The sequence below is a fragment of the Noviherbaspirillum aerium genome (assembly GCF_008929045.1).
Classification (GTDB): Bacteria; Pseudomonadota; Gammaproteobacteria; order Burkholderiales; family Burkholderiaceae_D; genus Noviherbaspirillum; species Noviherbaspirillum aerium.
Genome location: NZ_VFAH01000010.1, coordinates 199,453 through 216,382, shown reverse-complemented (window position 1 = coordinate 216,382; position 16,930 = coordinate 199,453). Strand labels below are relative to the sequence as shown.

At 60.6% G+C, this 16,930-nt stretch carries 10 protein-coding genes; 4 read left to right on the top strand and 6 right to left on the bottom strand.

The features are described from left to right. Window positions 1-377: 377 nt before the first annotated feature. Both FH061_RS16365 and tssI read right to left on the bottom strand, forming a co-directional pair. A complete protein-coding gene (locus FH061_RS16365; protein ID WP_151636906.1) occupies window positions 378-983 on the bottom strand; it encodes a hypothetical protein in 606 nt (201 codons plus the stop codon). Further along, window positions 964-3,654 carry a type VI secretion system tip protein TssI/VgrG gene (gene tssI / locus FH061_RS16360; protein WP_192805102.1) on the bottom strand — a complete coding sequence of 897 codons (2,691 nt, stop codon included), beginning with the start codon at window positions 3,652-3,654 and terminating at the stop codon, window positions 964-966. Before tssI ends, FH061_RS16365 begins: the two co-directional genes overlap by 20 nt. 3 nt (window positions 3,655-3,657) lie before the next feature. Here tssI and FH061_RS30510 point away from each other — a divergent pair, with 3 nt between their 5' ends. Beyond that, window positions 3,658-3,828 carry a hypothetical protein gene (locus FH061_RS30510; RefSeq protein WP_192805101.1) on the top strand — a complete coding sequence of 57 codons (171 nt, stop codon included), beginning with the start codon at window positions 3,658-3,660 and terminating at the stop codon, window positions 3,826-3,828. Window positions 3,829-4,392: 564 nt separating this feature from the next. Here FH061_RS30510 and dnaE read toward each other — a convergent pair. Beyond that, on the bottom strand, window positions 4,393-7,842 hold the full coding sequence (gene dnaE, locus FH061_RS16355) for a DNA polymerase III subunit alpha (protein ID WP_151636904.1): 3,450 nt from the start codon (window positions 7,840-7,842) through the stop codon (window positions 4,393-4,395). Window positions 7,843-8,054: 212 nt separating this feature from the next. On the opposite strand from dnaE, the gene FH061_RS16350 reads away from it, so the two are divergent. Further along, window positions 8,055-8,927, top strand: coding sequence for a sulfurtransferase (locus tag FH061_RS16350; protein WP_151636903.1), 873 nt, complete (start codon window positions 8,055-8,057; stop codon window positions 8,925-8,927). Window positions 8,928-9,595: 668 nt separating this feature from the next. Here the strand turns inward: FH061_RS16350 and FH061_RS16345 are convergent. Genes FH061_RS16345 through FH061_RS16335 form a run of 3 tightly spaced genes read right to left on the bottom strand, consistent with a single transcriptional unit; the run spans window position 9,596 to window position 14,217 of the window. Beyond that, window positions 9,596-11,032 (bottom strand): TolC family outer membrane protein, encoded by a 1,437-nt coding sequence (locus tag FH061_RS16345; RefSeq protein WP_225984702.1) that lies wholly within the window; start codon window positions 11,030-11,032, stop codon window positions 9,596-9,598. A gap of 2 nt (window positions 11,033-11,034) precedes the next feature. Beyond that, entirely contained in the window at window positions 11,035-12,348 is a 1,314-nt protein-coding gene (locus FH061_RS16340) for an HlyD family type I secretion periplasmic adaptor subunit (RefSeq protein WP_151636901.1), read from the bottom strand. Window positions 12,349-12,351: 3 nt separating this feature from the next. After that, entirely contained in the window at window positions 12,352-14,217 is a 1,866-nt protein-coding gene (locus tag FH061_RS16335; RefSeq protein WP_151636900.1) for a type I secretion system permease/ATPase, read from the bottom strand. A 180-nt stretch (window positions 14,218-14,397) separates the two neighbouring features. Here FH061_RS16335 and FH061_RS30505 point away from each other — a divergent pair, with 180 nt between their 5' ends. Both FH061_RS30505 and FH061_RS16325 read left to right on the top strand, forming a co-directional pair. Then, window positions 14,398-14,742, top strand: coding sequence for a hypothetical protein (locus FH061_RS30505; protein WP_192805100.1), 345 nt, complete (start codon window positions 14,398-14,400; stop codon window positions 14,740-14,742). 457 nt (window positions 14,743-15,199) lie between these two features. Further along, window positions 15,200-16,774, top strand: a complete 1,575-nt coding sequence (locus FH061_RS16325; RefSeq protein ID WP_151636899.1) for a HupA family protein — start codon at window positions 15,200-15,202, stop codon at window positions 16,772-16,774. The last annotated feature ends 156 nt before the right edge of the window (window positions 16,775-16,930 follow it).

The window sequence follows — 16,930 nt, the reverse complement described above, 5'->3', positions numbered from 1 at the left end:
GGTGGAGGTTTCCTTTGTTGGTTGGTTTTGACTTCGACAATCAAATTGTCCAACAAAAACCTCTACCGCCTTACTCCCGCCTCAGTTCCCTGCCGTACACCACTTCCGACTTTAACTCAGTGACTTCGTTAGTTTGGTATTGCATAAGCCTATCGATTCTTCTTTAGCATGAAATGTAAGTTACGTTTTCTTTGATAAACTATTAAATGCACTGCACTTCGACTATCGTTAGTTTAGGGATGCCAGCACCGATCATCGCTCTCGGAACGACCTATCATTCTTTCTTTCCAGTTTGGTGAACTGCTAAGAACTGGCATTCCACCTTTTGTCATAAATTAATTAGGCGTGCTGGGCATACTAACGACACTTTATGTTTGTCACTTATTCTTTCCGACAATACACCTTGCGGCGATGTTTGATAGTTCACGCATGGTTCTTACAGCGTCTCCGCCAGTTTCCTTATCAATACATTGATCAATATTTCCAGTATTTGCATCACCGTCTTTAGTAATTTCAATAGCTTGAGGAAGATAAAACGAATCTCCTGATGGAGCTTGAAACAAATACATCACGAGTATTAGCAGAACTTTCTTCGTTCCCTCACTAGTTTGCACGGACAGCTTAGGCTCTCCCGCGCAATGCCAAAGACGGTCTGACTTATGCTCAACATTGAAGATTTTTCCGCTTCTCTGATTAGCACCTACGTAAACAAAGCATTCATTTTTATTACTGATGAGATCACCAAGAAATTCCCCAGAAAATATTTCCACATTACTTCCCTGTATAGAGAAGCTCTTTTTCGCAAAAAGATTTACTTTCAACTTATTCGGCGCAGAATCCTGTATTTTTTGATGCATCTGATCTAGCCTTTTGCTATCCAAAAGGCGAATAGGTACGGATATGAGAGACTCTGCGGCATCGGAAGTGAATACGAGAATGCATAGGATTATCGTTAGAAAAATCTTACTTGCTGTATTTTTCATATGCTTCCTTCATTTTTCTGTCGTACGCATTTTCTTTATACGCAGGTCCGTTATATATTCTTGCAAACGTCTTCCAATCTTTACCTTGTAATGCATTTAGTAAGCGCTTGTCGTTCCTGATAAAGTCGACAAAACTTTCCAATTGTCGATCCGCCCCTTCACTTGACGCGTTGACAAAGTCTTCAACATTCGAGAAGCCGGCTTGTTTATAGTTTTCGCCCATAATCTGGAACTGTCCCCATGATGCTGACTTTAACGCTGCAGCCCGATCCAGTTTTACAGCTTCGTTTAATCGATCGTACTGATGTATTCCGGCTTTTCCATATCCGCCCCGGTTGGCGTTCGAAATATGGGGCGCAACTTTGTCAAATATGCCACGCGTGTTTGCATGGAATCGATGTCTCTCAAAGAGGATGACCGGTTTTCCATCCTCCAAGAATGGACGCCCCTTAGACTCGACTTCCGCTATTGCTCTTATTGATGCAACCTCTACGTTTAATTTTTTTGCGGCATTGACGTAATCTTGTTCCGAAATAAGATTAGATTTTGCTGACCCCTGCTTAATTTCTTTATTTGACTTTCCCGCCGGGCTTGAGCTTGATTTAGGTTGTGAAGCAAGTGGAGCATTGTTCTGAGAGCCCTTTGGCAGTTTTGACACAGTGCTCTTTATTGCTCCCTTGTCGCTATTGCTTATTGCTTGTCCCCGAGGGAGACTGGATGGGGAGGTTGAATGACTCCCCCCATTCGTATTCAAATCAATCCGCTGCGCCCCGATCACATCCACATGCAGCCCTTGTATCGTGATCTTCCCGTTCGCCTCCATCTCGATCCGGCTTGATCCCACCTCCAGCACAATCTTCGTCGCCGCTTTCAGCTGAATGAACTCCGTCTGCGACTCCAGCTCCACCCGCTTCTTCACCTTCGTCACCTGGAAGCCGTTCGTCACCGTGTTCGTCTGGTGCGGACCGTTCACCACCGTGGCTTGCGTATGCTGCACCGTGGTCACCATGTCCTTCTGCGAATGGATGTTGATCAGCTCCCGGCCCTTCCTGTCATGGATCACCATCTCGCAGAAGCCGCCTCCGCCAGGCGTCGAACGGCTCTTGAAACCCATCACGTGCGCCGCGCCCGGCAATGCGTATGGCAGCGGCTGCGCGCTGTTGTACAGCCTGCCCGTGCACAGCGGCCGGTCAGGGTCGCCTTCGAGATAGTCGATGATGACTTCCTGGCCGATGCGCGGGATCGCCACCGTCCCCCAGCCTGCGCCGGCCCAGGGCTGCGACACCCGGATCCAGCAGGAGCTGCGTTCATCGTGCCGGCCGTAGCGGTCCCAGGGAAACTGCACCTTGATGCGCCCGTGCGGGTCGGTGTGGATTTCCTGCCCCTTGGGCCCGACCACCGTGGCCGTCTGCGGGCCCGGCATGCGCGGCTTCTTGTGCTGGCGCCTGGGGCGGTACGGAATCTTGCGGCGGATGCAGCTGAAGCTGTTGGCATATACCGGCGCATTGCCGCGGTCGGCATGGTTGTTCCGGGCGTCGATGCTCACCGATACCACCAGGAAGTCGGCGTCGCTGTCATCGTGGCCGTCGAACCAGTGGTGCTCGGTGAGCTGGAAGGTCCGGCCCGGACTCAGGCTGCGGCAGTCCGAGGCGCCGCCGAACAGCTTGGCCTGCCATTCCAGCACTTCCATGCGCTGCCTGGCTTCGCGCGCGCCTTCGCCGGCGTTGCGGTACATGAAGGCGGGGTTGCCGTCGAACACTTCCAGTTGCGGCACGTCGCCCTGCCTGGCCAGCGTGGGCTGCTCGACATATTGCGGCGCCGATGGCGCCTTGAAGTCGAAGGTGTTGAGCGCCACGCGCGAGGACTGCAGGCTGCGCTGGGCGCTGAGCTGGGTGATGCCGCCGCGCCGGTGGGTGCGGTGGCCGCCGTTGAACTCGACCTTCGCATGATGCTGGTGCGGCGGGCAGAAGGCGGCGTTGCAGGAGTCGTCGCTGATGACCAGGGTATGGCCGTCGGCGCGGTGCTCGTAATAGTAAAACAGGCCGTAGCGCTCCATCAGGCGGTGGAGGAAATGGGCGTCGGATTCATGGTACTGGACCAGGTAGTTTTCGGGCTCGTACTTGCCGCCGAGGCGGAACTGGTAGTCGGCGATGCCCTGGTAGTCTTCGCGCAGGATGCGGTCGATGACTTGCTGCACGGTCTCGTCCTGGAAGATGCGGCAGTTGACGCGGTGGGTGAGAAACGACATCCAGGGCAGCACTTCGGCCTGGTAGAAGGCGAAGCCGCCGTCGGCATGGGTGAAGGCGAAGTGATGGATGTAGCCGTTGAGGTAGTGCTCGCTGCCGTCGTCCTGCTCGATGCCGACGGTGACGTTCCTGCCCATGAGTTCCTTGAGTTCGATGCCGGCATGGGTGGAGAGCAGTTGCAGGCGCAGGTGGAAGCCTTCGGAGAGGCCGGCCTGGGCGTGGAGCGTGTCGATGAGCAGGGTCTTGTCGGAGGACAGCGGGGAATAGAAGCGCAGCAGGCGGTTGCTGTCGGTGAACTGGGGGATGGCGGCTGCGGCGAGGGCGGCCAGGGTGTCTTGGGTGTCGTCAGCGGTGTCGGCTGGTTCGGTAGAAGCGAAGGTGGGGAAGAAAGGGGCGATGGGGCTGGCGAAGTCGCGGATGGCCATGCCGTGCAGCGGGTGGCCGGCGATGTGGAGCGCTTCGGCGGCTTGCTGCGCGAGGCTGGCGGCCTGGGCGGCCCTGGCGATGTCGGGGTTGAGGCGGGAGGCGGCTTGCAGGCCGTGCTGCAGGGCGCTGCCGGGGGTATCGGCTTGCAGGGCGTCGATGGCATGCAGCGCTGAAGAGGCGAGATGCAGTTCCTTGGGCACTGTGCCGGTCAGGGCTGCGGCGTTTGCGGCGAGTGAGGTCAGCGAAGACAGGGGCGATGCTGATGATGGCGATGAAGGAACAAGACCCTTGAGCGGGTCCTGTTCGGGGTCATCGAAAGGCTTGAGGGACATGTATTTCTCCGACGGTATTGCGTTCCTGCGACGGCATCCAGAGTTGGAAAGCGCAAGGAAGTTGAATGAAATGCAACACAAAAGTTGTCGGGATGGTAACACGTCAAACTGCGATTAGTTAAATGAATTGCAACATCTGATGTACATGTGCGACACCGACGACTACACGTCCATGCTGGAACAGGATCAACCAGAGAGTGGCAAAGGTGGCAGCCGACTTCCCTGCTTAGTCGGAGGAGGAGCGCCGTCCGGCGAGCTCCACGCCGGCAACAGCGCAGGCTTGGACGGCTGGAGAGAAAGGGGGAAAAATGGGAGGAAAACGCGCGCAGGCATGGCGTGGCACTTCACTGCCCCGCTATGCCTGCATGGATGGAACTGGTATGGAGCGGCGGTGGAACCGCCGGATCAGTACTCGACCGCAGCGCCCTTGATGCCGAACTTGTCAGCCAGTATCTGCTTCAGGCCGTCGGCGGGCGACACGCGCCAGTCGTCGGCCAGCCGGAGCTCGCAGCTGCCCACGCCGGCCTGCATGTAGCGCAGCATCAGCGGCAATCCATTCTCGGAACGGTATGGCGCGAGAGCCTGCTTCATCTGCGCGGCATCGGGCCGGGTGTCCAGCGAAAAGGCGAACTGGCGGCCAAAGGCGATGCGCGCCATCGCGATGTCCATCACCTTGTCGGCCGAGACCCGCAGGCCGCCGGCGAAACGGTCTTCGGATACCTTGCCCTGCACCGCCAGGAACTCGTCTTCCTTGAACAGCTGCTTGTTGGGTTCGTAGAGTTCGTTGTAGACGGTAACGTCGACCGTTGCGCTGCCGTCGTCGAGCGTGACGATCAGGATCTTGCCGCGCTGGGTCATCTGGGTGCGCATGGCGCTGACGATGCCGGCCATGAGGCGCGGCTCGCGGGCGGGCTCCAGGCTGGATAGCTTGGAACGGGCGAATTTGCGCGCCTCCTGCTCATAGGCGTTGAACAGGTGGCCCGACAGGTAGAAGCCTAGCGCAATCTTCTCTTCGGTCAGGCGCTGTTTTTCGCTCCACGGCGCGGCCTTCACGTATTCGAGCGGCGCTTCCATGCCGTCGTCCGGACCGCCGAACAGGCTGACCTGGTTGGCCGAGGCCTCCGCCTGTTCCGCGCATTCCATGGCGTAGTTGACCGAGGCGATCAGCACGCCGCGGTCGACGCCGAAGCAATCCATGGCGCCGGCGCGGATCAGCGATTCGATGGTGCGGCGGTTGATCTGGCGCTTGTCGATGCGCTTGACGAAGTCGAACAGGTCCTTGAACGGCCCTTCCTGGCGCGCCGCGATGATGGCTTCGATCGCATTCTGGCCCGAACCCTTGACGGCGCCCAGGCCGTAGCGGATCTGGATGGCTTTCTTGCCCGGTTCGCCGACCGGGGTGAAGCGGTAGTCGGAGAGATTGATGTCCGGCGGCAGCAGCTTGAGGCCGCAGATGTCGATCGCGTCCTCGACCAGGATCTTGATCTTGTCGGTGTCGTCCATGGCCAGCGACAAGTTGGCTGCCATGAACGCGGCGGGATGATGGGCCTTGAGATAAGCGGTGTGATACGACAGCAAGGCGTACGCCGCGGCGTGCGACTTGTTGAAGCCGTAGCCCGCGAACTTTTCCATCAAGTCGAAGATCTCGTCGGCCTTTTCCTGCGACAGGCCGTTCTTGGCCGCGCCCTCGCGGAAGATCAGGCGATGCTGCGCCATTTCCTCGGGCTTCTTCTTGCCCATCGCGCGGCGCAACAAGTCCGCGCCGCCGAGCGAGTAGCCGCCGATGACCTGCGCCATCTGCATCACCTGCTCCTGGTAGACCATGATGCCGTAGGTCTCGGACAGAATGCCTTCGGTACGCGGATCGGGATACTCGAATTTCTCGCCGTGCTTGCGCCGGCAGAAATCGGGAATCAGGTCCATCGGGCCCGGACGGTAGAGCGCCACCAGCGCGATGATGTCCTCGAAACGGTCGGGGCGCGCGTCCTTGAGCATGCCCTGCATGCCGCGGCTTTCCAGCTGGAACACGGCGACCGTTTTGGCCTTGGTCAGCAGTTCGTACGATGCCTTGTCGTTGAGCGGCAGCTTTTCCAGCGAGAAGTCCTGCAGCGCCGGATCGAGCTGCTTGATGTAGCGCACCGCCCTGTCGAGGATGGTCAGCGTGGTCAGGCCCAGGAAGTCGAACTTGACCAGGCCGACGGCTTCGACATCGTCCTTGTCGTACTGCGACACTACGCCGGAATCGCCGCCCTGCGTATACAGCGGGCAGAAGTCGGTGAGCTTGCCGGGCGCGATCAGCACGCCGCCGGCATGCATGCCGATGTTGCGGGCAATGCCTTCGACCTGCTGCGCGAGGTCGAGCAGCTGCTTGACCTCTTCTTCCTTTTCCATCCGCTCCTTGAGCAGCGGTTCTTCCTCGATGGCGTCGGCGATGGTGACCAGCTTGCCCGGCTTGAAGGGAATCAGCTTGGAGATGCCGTCGCAGAAGTTGTAGCCCATGTCGAGCACGCGACCGACATCGCGCACCGCGCCCTTGGCGGCCATCGTTCCGAAGGTGGCGATCTGCGACACGGCTTCGCGGCCGTAGCGGTCCTTCACGTACTGGATCACGCGGTCGCGGTTTTCCTGGCAGAAGTCGATATCGAAGTCGGGCATCGAGACGCGTTCCGGATTGAGGAAGCGTTCGAACAGCAGGTTGTATTCCAGCGGATCGAGGTCGGTGATCTTGAGCGCATACGCGACCAGCGAGCCGGCGCCGGAGCCCCGGCCCGGGCCGACCGGCACGCCATTGTTCTTGCCCCACTGGATAAAGTCGGCAACGATGAGGAAGTAGCCGGGGAATCCCATCTTGATGATGGTGTCGGTCTCGAACTTCAACCGTTCTTCATACCGCTGGCGGTGCTGCTCGCGCTTCTCCGGATTGGGAAACAGCTGCACCAGCCGCTCTTCCAGACCGGCCCTGGCCTGCGAGACCAGGAATTCGTCGAGCGTTACGCCGTCCGGTGTGGGGAACAGCGGCAGCTTGGGCTTGCCGAGTTCGAGCTGGAGGTTGCAGCGCTTGGCGATCTCGATGGTGTTCTGGATCGCCGCCGGCATGTCGGCGAACAGCTGCGCCATTTCGGCCTGCGACTTGAAGCATTGCTGCTCGTTGAAGCGCTTGACGCGGCGCGCATTGGCGAGGATTTCACCTTCGGCGATGCAGGTGCGCGCCTCATGGGCAATGAATTCTTCCGCCTTCAGGAACTGGGTCGGATGCGTGGCCACCACCGGCAGCTTCAGCTTGGTCGCCAGCGCCACCGCCTGCCGCACGTGGCTGTCCATGTTGGGCTGGCCGTAGCGCTGCACTTCGATGTAGAAACGGTTCGGGAAGATGCGCGCCCAGCGTTCGGCGCAGCGCTGCGCCGAGGCGGCATTGCCATTGTCGATGGCCATGCCGATGTCGCCCAAGTGCGCGCCCGACAAGGCGATCAGGTCGCTGCCGCCTTCATTTTCCAGCCACTCCGCGCGGATCTCGGCACGGCCGCGATGCACGTTGGTCAGCCACGCCCTGGACAGCAGCTCGCACAGCTGCAGATAGCCGTTGTGGTTCTTGACCAGCAGCAACAGGCGCGAAGGCTTGTCGCGGTCGTCGTCATTGGTGATCCAGACATCGCAGCCGGCGATCGGCTTGATCCCCTTGCCCCGTGCCGCCTTGTAGAACTTGACCATGCCGAACAGATTGGCGAGGTCGGTGATGGCCAGCGCGGGCTGCGAGTCCTTCGATGCCGTTTTGACTACATCGTCGATGCGCACGAGGCCGTCGACGATCGAGTATTCGGTATGAAGGCGGAGATGGATGAATTGCGGGGAGGTCATCCCGGTATTCTACCGCGAGCGCCCTGCTTCCAGACGGCAAGCCGGGCGGTTGCTGTTGCGGCTTTCCCTATTGACAAACGGCCCTCCGAGGACACTCCGAGCGAAAAATGCTGCCCGGGAGCGCGTCAAAAGCGCGTCAAAACCATTACCGCCTCGCCCCGTCGAGCGTTTATAATGTCGGCAAATCAAAGACTTATCCTCTCCATTCGCCTATGCAGTCCAGCAATCTCTACGTCAATATCGCCGCCTACAAGTTCATCACCTTCGACGACACCGCCGAAAAGCGTCCGCAGTTCCGCGACCTGTGCGAGGAACTGGGCCTGAAGGGCACCATCCTGCTCAGCCCGGAAGGCATCAACCTGTTCCTGGCCGGCCTGCGCGAACCCATCGACAAGTTCCTCGCCTTCCTGCGCTCGGATCCGCGCTTTGCCGATATCGAAGTCAAGGAAAGCTTTTCCGACCGCCAGCCCTTCACCAAGATGCTGGTCAAGCTCAAGCGCGAGATCATCACGATGAAGCATCCGCTGATCAAGCCGGAAGAAGGCCGCGCGCCGGCGGTCGATCCGAGGACGCTCAAGCGCTGGCTCGACCAGGGCCATGACGACAACGGCAGGCCGGTGGTCATGATGGATACCCGCAATGCCTTCGAAGTCGATGTCGGCACCTTCGAAAACACCATCGACTACCGCATCGAGAAATTCAGCGAATTCCCGGACGTGGTGGCCAGGCACAAGGACGAGCTCGACGGCAAGACCGTGGTCACCTTCTGCACCGGCGGCATCCGCTGTGAAAAGGCGGCCATCCACATGCAGAACGTCGGCTACGACAGCGTCTACCAGCTCGACGGCGGCATCCTCAAGTATTTCGAGGAAGTCGGCGGCGCGCATTACAAGGGCGACTGCTTCGTCTTCGACTACCGCACCGCGCTCAACCCCCAGCTCGAAGCCACCGACACCAAGCAGTGCTTCGCCTGCCGCGCCGTGGTGACGCCGCGCGAGCAGCTGTCGCCGTATTACATTCCCGGCCGCTCCTGCCCGCATTGCAGGAAGGAAATGAGGGAGACGCAGGAGTCGCAGGCGGCCTGATGGCGGTTTGGATGATCTGATGAGAAAGCCGGCGCCGTTGATGACGGGCCGGCTTTTTTGTTGGGTTGGGGTTTATCCAGGTGCAAAGTGCCGGCACGATGATGTTCTGAGATGTTTTGAACTTGTGTTAGTGACGCTGGTGGAGCCCGGCTATCTTCGCCGGCAGGCGCGGAGCAAGAGGTGCGGATGAGAGAAATCACAAGACCTCATGCGGCTTTGCTAGCCCCCTCACCCCTGCCCCTCTCCCGCCTGCGGGAGAGGGGTTCCTTCTTTATTGTTGGGTGGGCAAGACATGTCATGCAGATACCAAAGAGGCTATCGCCCTTGCCTACGCCTAAAGAGCGCAGCGCCAATCGGATAGAGAAGCACGGATTGTCTGAGCCGAAGGCGAGTTTCTGCGCTTCCCGCTTGGTGCTGCGCTCTTTCGGGAACCCTGCAGGGGCATCGGGGTCGTTTTCTTGCCTGCTTTTTTGGAGAAGCAAAAACGTCGGTGGCCCGCCGGGGCCAGTCCCGGCAAAGCCTCCACGGAGAGATGAGAGTTCAACAATCCACTTTCCAGGCGAAGGTTCTTTGTGCAGGCACGGAGGCCTGCACTACCGGCATGCCAAAACAAAAACGCCTGCATTGCTGCAGGCGTTCTTATTACCTTCGTCACTTCACGGCTGCGCTTATTTCGTAGCCTTCGGATAAACCAGATCATACGAAGTCTTCGACAGCCTGTCCGCCGTTCCCGGCCCCACCGGCATCGCGTAGCTGGTCCCGCCAGGCGCAAAATAAGACGCCACCGTATGCAGGTCGTCCGCATTCAGCGTTCCCGCCGCATACCGCAGGCGCAGATAGCTGATCAGATAGCTGTAGCGGGCCTGGGCCAGATCGCGCTGCGCGGTGTACAGCTGCTGCTGCGCATTGAGCACATCGAGGTTGATGCGCACGCCGCCCTTCACGCTCTGCTGCGTCGCCTCCACCAGCAGGCGGGCCGAGTTCACCGACTTGACCAGCGCATTGATGCGCGACGCGCCGCTCAGCAGCAGGTCGAACTGCTTGCGCAATTCCACCAGCACCTGCTTGGTCCTGGCATCGAGATCGGATCTGGCCTTCTGCTGATTGGCGACCGCCTGCGTGGTGGATGCGTTCACCGCGCCGCCGGAGTAGATCGGGATGTTGACCTGCACGCCGAGCGCACGCACATCCGATTCCCGCCCAAGCGAGGTTACCGTTTCCGAACCGCTCTTGTTGTATTGCGCGATAAGATCGACGCGCGGCGCATGGCCGGCACGGGCCTTCCTGATTTCCTGCTCCGCGATTTCCACCGCGTAACGCTGCGCGCCGATCTCGGCATTGCGTTCCAGCGCCAGTGCTTTCCATTCCTCGAAGGAGGCCGGCTCCATCGGCTTGACGCGGAAGTCATCGCCCAGCGGGTCAAGCTGGGTGACATCGATGCCCACGATCGCCGCCAGGTTGTTGCGGGCGGTGGTCATGTTGTCGCGCGCCTCGATCAGCTGCGCTTCGGCCAGGTCGTAGCGCGCCTGCGTTTCCAGCATGTCGGTCCTGGTGCCTTCGCCCCGTTCGAACATGCGGTCGTTCACCTTGCGCTGTTCGGCGAAGGTATCGCGCTGTATCGTCGCCAGCGCAAGCTGGTCTTCGGTGTACTTCGCTTCCGCATAGGCGCTGACCAGGCGGATCACCAGGTCCTGTCCGCGCGCGCTGAAGATCGCATCGCTGTAGTTGGTCTGCGCAATGCCCTGCCTGTACCGGGCGTAGCCATCCAGATTGAACAAGGGCTGGCGCACAGAGACGCCGGAGGAATTGCTTCTGTAGTCCAGATCGCTGGTCGTTTGACCAAGGCGGCCAGGCTCCGTCAATTCACCCTTGTTCTTGAACGTCGAATAATTCGCCGCCACGTTCGGCAGCAAATTGGATCGCCCGAGAATCCGGTTCTGCTGCCCCGCCTCGTTCTCGTGCACCGCAGACCGGTAGGTCGGATCGTTCTGCAATGCCGCTTCATAAGCCTGCACCAGGCCGATGGCCGAGGCCTGTCCGGCCTGCGCCAGCAATGCGGCGGCGACCGCCGCCGCCAGCAGGCGTTTCTTGTTCTTTACCGCCACGCTTACTCCTCGCTCAGGGATGTCTTCGCGCGATCGATGACCGGCTTGAACAGGTAATTCATCATTGTGCGTTCGCCAGTCTTGACGAAGACTTCCACCGGCATGCCGGCGCGCACCTGGTGATCCTTGAGCAGCTTCTTGCCTTCCGGCGTGACCATGGCTTTCATCTTGTAGTACGGCTGGCCGGTCTTCTCATCGACCAGGCGGTCGGCGGAAATCTGCGTGACCACGCCCGGAATATGCGGCGTCGTGTTCTGGTTGAAGGCCGGGAAGATCAGTTCCACCGCCAGTTCCGGATGCACCTTGTCGATCAGGTTGACCGGCACCTGGCCTTCGACGATCAGCGGATCATCGACCGGCACCAGGTCCATCATGCGGAAGCCGCTGCCGACCACGCCCCCCTGGGTGAACACGTTCATGCCGACGATGGTGCCGTCGACCGGCGCACGCACGATCACATTCTGCAGATCGAAGTCCTGGCTCTTCAAGCGGTTCTCGAGCGCCTCGGCTTCCTTCTGCACTTCGGTCAGCTGGGAACGGACTTCCTTCTGGTAATCCTGCTGGCGCTGCGTGCGGCCGATGTTGCCGATGTTCTCGGAAATGCCGCCGTTGATCTGCGCATAGGTGCGCTCCAGGTCGAGCAGGCGGTTGCGGGCGACGTAGCCGTCCTTGGCCAGATCGCGCATGCCCGACAGCTGTTCCTTCAGGAACACCTGCTGCTGCTTCTGGCTGTCGAGCGCTTCCTTGAGGCCGCTCAGCTGCGACTTCAGGCCGGCGATGCTTTCATCCACGCCGGCGAGCTCGCTCTGCAGCGAAGACTGGCGCGAAGAAAACAGCTGCTGCTGCAGCATGATGTTGTTGGCCACGCGGGGATCGCTCTTCGCGCCTTCCAGGTCGGCGGGGAATTCGATGGTCTTCTTGCCGTCGCGCTCGGCGATCAGGCGGGCCTCGGTGGCGCGTGCCGTGAAATACTGGACGCGGGTCACTTCGGCGGCCGACTTGACCTGCACGTCATTCATCTTGACCAGCGGCTGGCCCGCTTTCACGGCATCGCCTTCCTTGACCAGGATCTGCTCGATGGTGCCGCCGGTCTGGTGCTGGATCGCCTTGCGGCTGCTCGACACGGTAACCGTGCCGCTGACCGGCACGCCCTTGTCGAGCGGCGCCAGGATCGCCCACAGCAGGAAGCCGCCGACGCCCAGCAGGACGATCAGCCAGCCCAGCCGGGCATGGCGCGTAGGATCGGTATCGATGTCGATGGGCGATACGTCATGCGAGACGACTTCGGTCGCCTCTTTGCTTTTCAGAAGTTTCATGCGTTATTCCTGTTCTGCTGCGACTGCTGCGACCGGGGCTGCCTGCGGCGCCGGAGCCTGCTGGGCTGCCTGTTGTTGCGCCGCCTGGGCGGCCTGCTGCTGGGCTGCCTGCTGCTGGGCTGCCTGCTGCTGGGCGGCCTGCTGTTGCGCCAGCTGCGCCTGCTGGGCTTGCTGTGCCTGCAGCGCCTGCTGCTGCAGAGCGGCGAGCACGTCGTTGGTCGGACCGAACATCTGGGCCACGCCGTCGCGCAGCAGCAGAAGCTTGTTGGTCACGCCGATGACGCTGGTACGGTGGGTGATCAGCACGATGGTCTTGCCGCGGCGGCGCAGATCCATCACGGCGTTCACCAGCGCCTGTTCGCCGACGTCATCGAGATTGGAGTTCGGCTCGTCGAGCACGATCAGGGAAGGATCGTCATACATGGCGCGGGCCAGGCCGATACGCTGCTTCTGGCCGCCCGACAGGCCTGCGCCGCCGTCGCCGAGGACGGTGTCGTAGCCTTTCGGGAAATGCAGGATCATGTCATGCACGCCGGCGCGCTTGGCCGCTTCGATGACCTTGTCGGCATTGATTTCGCCGAAGCGGGCGATGTTTTCGCTGACGGTGCCGCCGAAGAGTTCGACATCCTGCGGCAGGTAGCCGATGTGAGGGCCGAGCTCATCCTTGTTCCACTGGAAGATGTCGGCGCCGTCCAGGCGCACCTTGCCCGAGGCGGCCGGCCACACGCCGACCAGCAGGCGGGCGAGCGTCGACTTGCCGGAACCGCTCGGCCCGATGACGCCCAGCGCATCGCCCGGCTGGATACCCATGCTCAGGCCCTTGATCACCGCGACCGGCGAGCCCGGGGGCGCCGCCATCACGGCTTCCAGCGTCAGCTGGCCCTGCGGCTTCGGCAGCTCCATGCCGGCGGCGCGCGGAGGATTGTTGGTGAGCAGTTCGTTCAGGCGCTGATAGGCGCTGCGCGTGCTGCTCCAGGATTTCCAGACGCCGATCACCTGCTGCACCGGGCCGAGCGCCTTGCCCATCAGGATGGACGCGGCGATCATCATGCCGGGAGTGATCTTGCCTTCCACCGCGAGCAGCGCGCCGTAGCCGAGCACCAGGGACTGCAGCGAAGTCTGGAAGAACTTGGTGATCGCCGTGACGATGCCGGCCTTCTCGCTGGCTTCCGCCTGCAGCTGCAGGAAGCGGCCATGCAGCTTGAACCAGCGCTGCATGAGGTTGGGCAGCATGCCCATGGATTCAATCACCTCGGCGTTGCGCAGGTTGTTGGTGGCGAGATTCGAGGACGCGATGGCCAATGCGTTGGCTTCGCCGAGCGGCTTCTTGGACACCTTCTCGTTGATGAAGGCCAGCGCCACCAGGATGGCCGTACCGACCAGGGCGAACACGCCGAGCGAAGGCTCGAACAGGAAGATGACAATCAGATAAATCGGGAACCAGGGCGCATCGAAGAAGGCGAACAGCGCATTCCCGGTGAGGAACTGGCGCAGGTTGGTCAGATCCTGCAGGGCCTGGCCGGCGTTGCCGCCGCCGCGGCGCAGGTTCTGCTCGAACGCCGCCGTGTAGACGCGCTTGTTGAGCTGCATGTCGAGCTTGGCGCCGACGCGAACCAGCACGAAGCTGCGGATATATTCCAGCGCGCTCATGAAGATGTACGCCCCCAGCATGATGAGCGTCAGCATCAGCAGGGTGATCTCGTTGCGGCTCGGGAGGACGCGGTCGTACACCTGCAGCATGTAGATCGACGGCGTCAGCATGATCAGGTTGATGATCGCGCTGAAGATGCCGACGGTCCGAAACGCACCCTTGAAGCTGACAAGCGCCTGGGCAATTTCGTTGTTGGGAAGTTGTAATTTAGATTTCATCTAGGATTTGACGCGCTGGTGAATGCCGGATGGGCAGATATATCCATGAAGAACAAAGCGGCGCGGGAACCATCGATATCAGATTGAAAACCAGGATATGGACCGGCCCCATGCCGCCAGACACCGCCCCTTCATCGAAACCTGCCAACTTGAACACTGCTTCGTTGTCATTCGAAAAATGTGACGGTGATCACATTTGAGGAAGCTTACCACAGCGAAATTCGACGTACCACAGTTTTTCTTGGAAGAACGAAAAACCATGGTTTTTGCGCCAAAGTCGGGGAAAAGTACTGTGAAACTGCTATTTATTCACAAAAGCAACGTGATCAGGACGGCAAGACCGACGGAATGCTCCCTCTTCCTTGTCTTCTTTCTCCCGAGGCCTCGCATGACCGGAAGTCGTTTCTGACCTGCGACCGGCACGAACAGTTTCCCCATACGGAAACAATATTTATCCGGCGCAGCATTGCATTTGTGCATTCATCAACAAGCGCTCCGGCAAGCTCGGCGCAGGCATTGTTTTAATGGACATGCCTAAAGCGCATGATCAAGGCTTGCCGTTAGAACCAGGCCGGTCAGTACGAAAACGCGCTGGATTTGGCCGCCGCATGACTGCGTCCTGTTTTTTGACTTGCGTCATGCCGCGTTGCGGCTTATCTACATTGCACCGGATACACCTGGTTACCCCGTTGATAGCACTCAAGCGAGCATCGAGTTCTTCAATCTATCCGCGCCTCAATCGGTATTCTTGCCTTTAATGCCATGCACCCCCGGCGTGCACGGCATGCGTGCTCATTTCATTGCGATGCATTGAGCAACGGCAAAAGTAAAACCTTTGAAGACATCCGATATTTTCATTGCAAGACGCACCATCGCGCACCATCGCTACGGAGGACATTTCGATGAACCACTTCGGCCATACGGCTGCGACCTTGCCTTTCATTACACATGCAAGGACATTCGACATTAGGGAGACACGGGTATGAAGATGAACGACTTGAACATCAAATCGCTGGGCTCGGCGCTGATTGCCATCAGCGTACTCGCTGCATGCGGCGGCGGAGGAGGAAGCGACGGCGGCAGCGTGGCGGCACCGACCACACCAACCACACCGGCGGCTCCCACGACACCCACCACACCAACGACACCAACGACACCGACCGCGCCGGCGGCACCGACGACACCCACCACACCCGCCGCGCCGACGACACCGACGACACCCGCGGCACCTGGCGCAGCCGGATCGCCGGCCCCGGTCGCGGCGACCGCATCGATGGTCATGACCTGCCCCGACGGTCCGATCTTCCAGTGCTCCGGCAACAGCATCATCCGCAATGAAAACGGCGTTTCGCTGCTGAGCTCGGGCGTGCAGGTCTACGGCCGTTCGACCAATGACCTCGCCAACCCCATCGTCAACCGGGCAACGGCCACCGGTTTCGCCCCGATCGCCATCCCCACCGGCGTGGCAGACATCCGCGTCAGCAAGGATGCCGGCAGCACGGTGCTGACCAGCGCCATGGTGCTCAACAATTTCGGCATCTCCTGGGACGGCAGGACGGAACGCCCCACCATCGTGGAAACCTTCCGCACCGCGCAGGGCCGCGCCGGCCTCACGCCCACCGGCGCGCTGACCGCGACCACGCTGCCGGCAAGCACCGACCTCGGCTTCTACGATTTCGCGACCCGGGGCGGAGCGGCCACGCAGGGCAATTATGCGAACAACACCTATTTCCCGCGCGCCGAACCTTCGCGCTGCGCTCCCGGCCAGACCAATTGCGGCAATCTCGAAACACCCGGCATCGTGCGCATTGCCGGCGACTGGCGTGTCGGCGGCAACGCACCGGATTACACCCGTTCGACCCGCCTGCACAATGACGGCGACATCCACGCCGGCAACGCGCTCCCCGGCGCCACGCCGGCATGGCTGGACGGCGGCACCGGCATCGGCGTGCCCTTCCCCGGCTCCAAGGGCTACCGCGATCTCGATACCTGGAGCATGCGCTATGCGAACCTCGGCACCTGGGTCACGCAAGACACCGTCACCATGGCCGAATGGACCGGCGGCTCGGGCATCGACGAGCACAACACCAACCGCCGCGGCATCACCGCTTTCGGCGAGGTGACGGATCCGGCAGCCGTTCCCACTTCCGGCACGGCCATCTACACCGGCATCGTCTATGGCTGGTACAGCAGCAATCCGGCGCTGGACCCGGATCCGTTCCGGGGCGCGGCAACCATCACCGTGGACTTCGCTACCCGCCAGGCCACGCTGGTGTTCCAGAACACCGTGCGCAATGACGCCGCCGGCGCACCCGTGCCCGCATCGTTCCAGACCACCATCGCCATGGGCGCGGCCGGCACCAACGTCGCCAACTACATGACAGGCGCCGCGGCTGCGGGCTCGCTGACCGGCGGCATCAGCGGCCGTTACTTCGGCCCGGTCTTCAATGCCGGCACGATCCACCCCGGCCCTGCCGAAATCGCCGGCACCATGACCCTGTCGAACGCCACTTCCGGCGTATCGATCATCGGCGGCTTCATCGGCCACAAGCGCTAACGGCAACAACGGCAAGAACGGCCCGCCTCCACGGAAGCGGGCTTTCGACTCCTGCTGCAAGCCGTCCCCTCGCGACCAGCGACGGGACGGCTTTTTTCATGGCGTGGTCGCCAAAATGCCAACGTCGACAACGTTGGCAACGTTGGCAACGGCGGC

Excerpts from the sequence above, each read along its gene's own strand:
- FH061_RS16365 (WP_151636906.1), bottom strand. The coding sequence starts at position 983 with ATGAAAAATACAGCAAGTAAGATTTTTCTAACGATAATCCTATGCATT.
- tssI (WP_192805102.1), bottom strand. The coding sequence starts at position 3,654 with ATGGCCATCCGCGACTTCGCCAGCCCCATCGCCCCTTTCTTCCCCACC.
- dnaE (WP_151636904.1), bottom strand. The coding sequence starts at position 7,842 with ATGACCTCCCCGCAATTCATCCATCTCCGCCTTCATACCGAATACTCG.
- FH061_RS16350 (WP_151636903.1), top strand. The coding sequence starts at position 8,055 with ATGCAGTCCAGCAATCTCTACGTCAATATCGCCGCCTACAAGTTCATC.
- FH061_RS16340 (WP_151636901.1), bottom strand. The coding sequence starts at position 12,348 with ATGAAACTTCTGAAAAGCAAAGAGGCGACCGAAGTCGTCTCGCATGAC.
- FH061_RS16335 (WP_151636900.1), bottom strand. The coding sequence starts at position 14,217 with ATGAAATCTAAATTACAACTTCCCAACAACGAAATTGCCCAGGCGCTT.
- FH061_RS16325 (WP_151636899.1), top strand. The coding sequence starts at position 15,200 with ATGAAGATGAACGACTTGAACATCAAATCGCTGGGCTCGGCGCTGATT.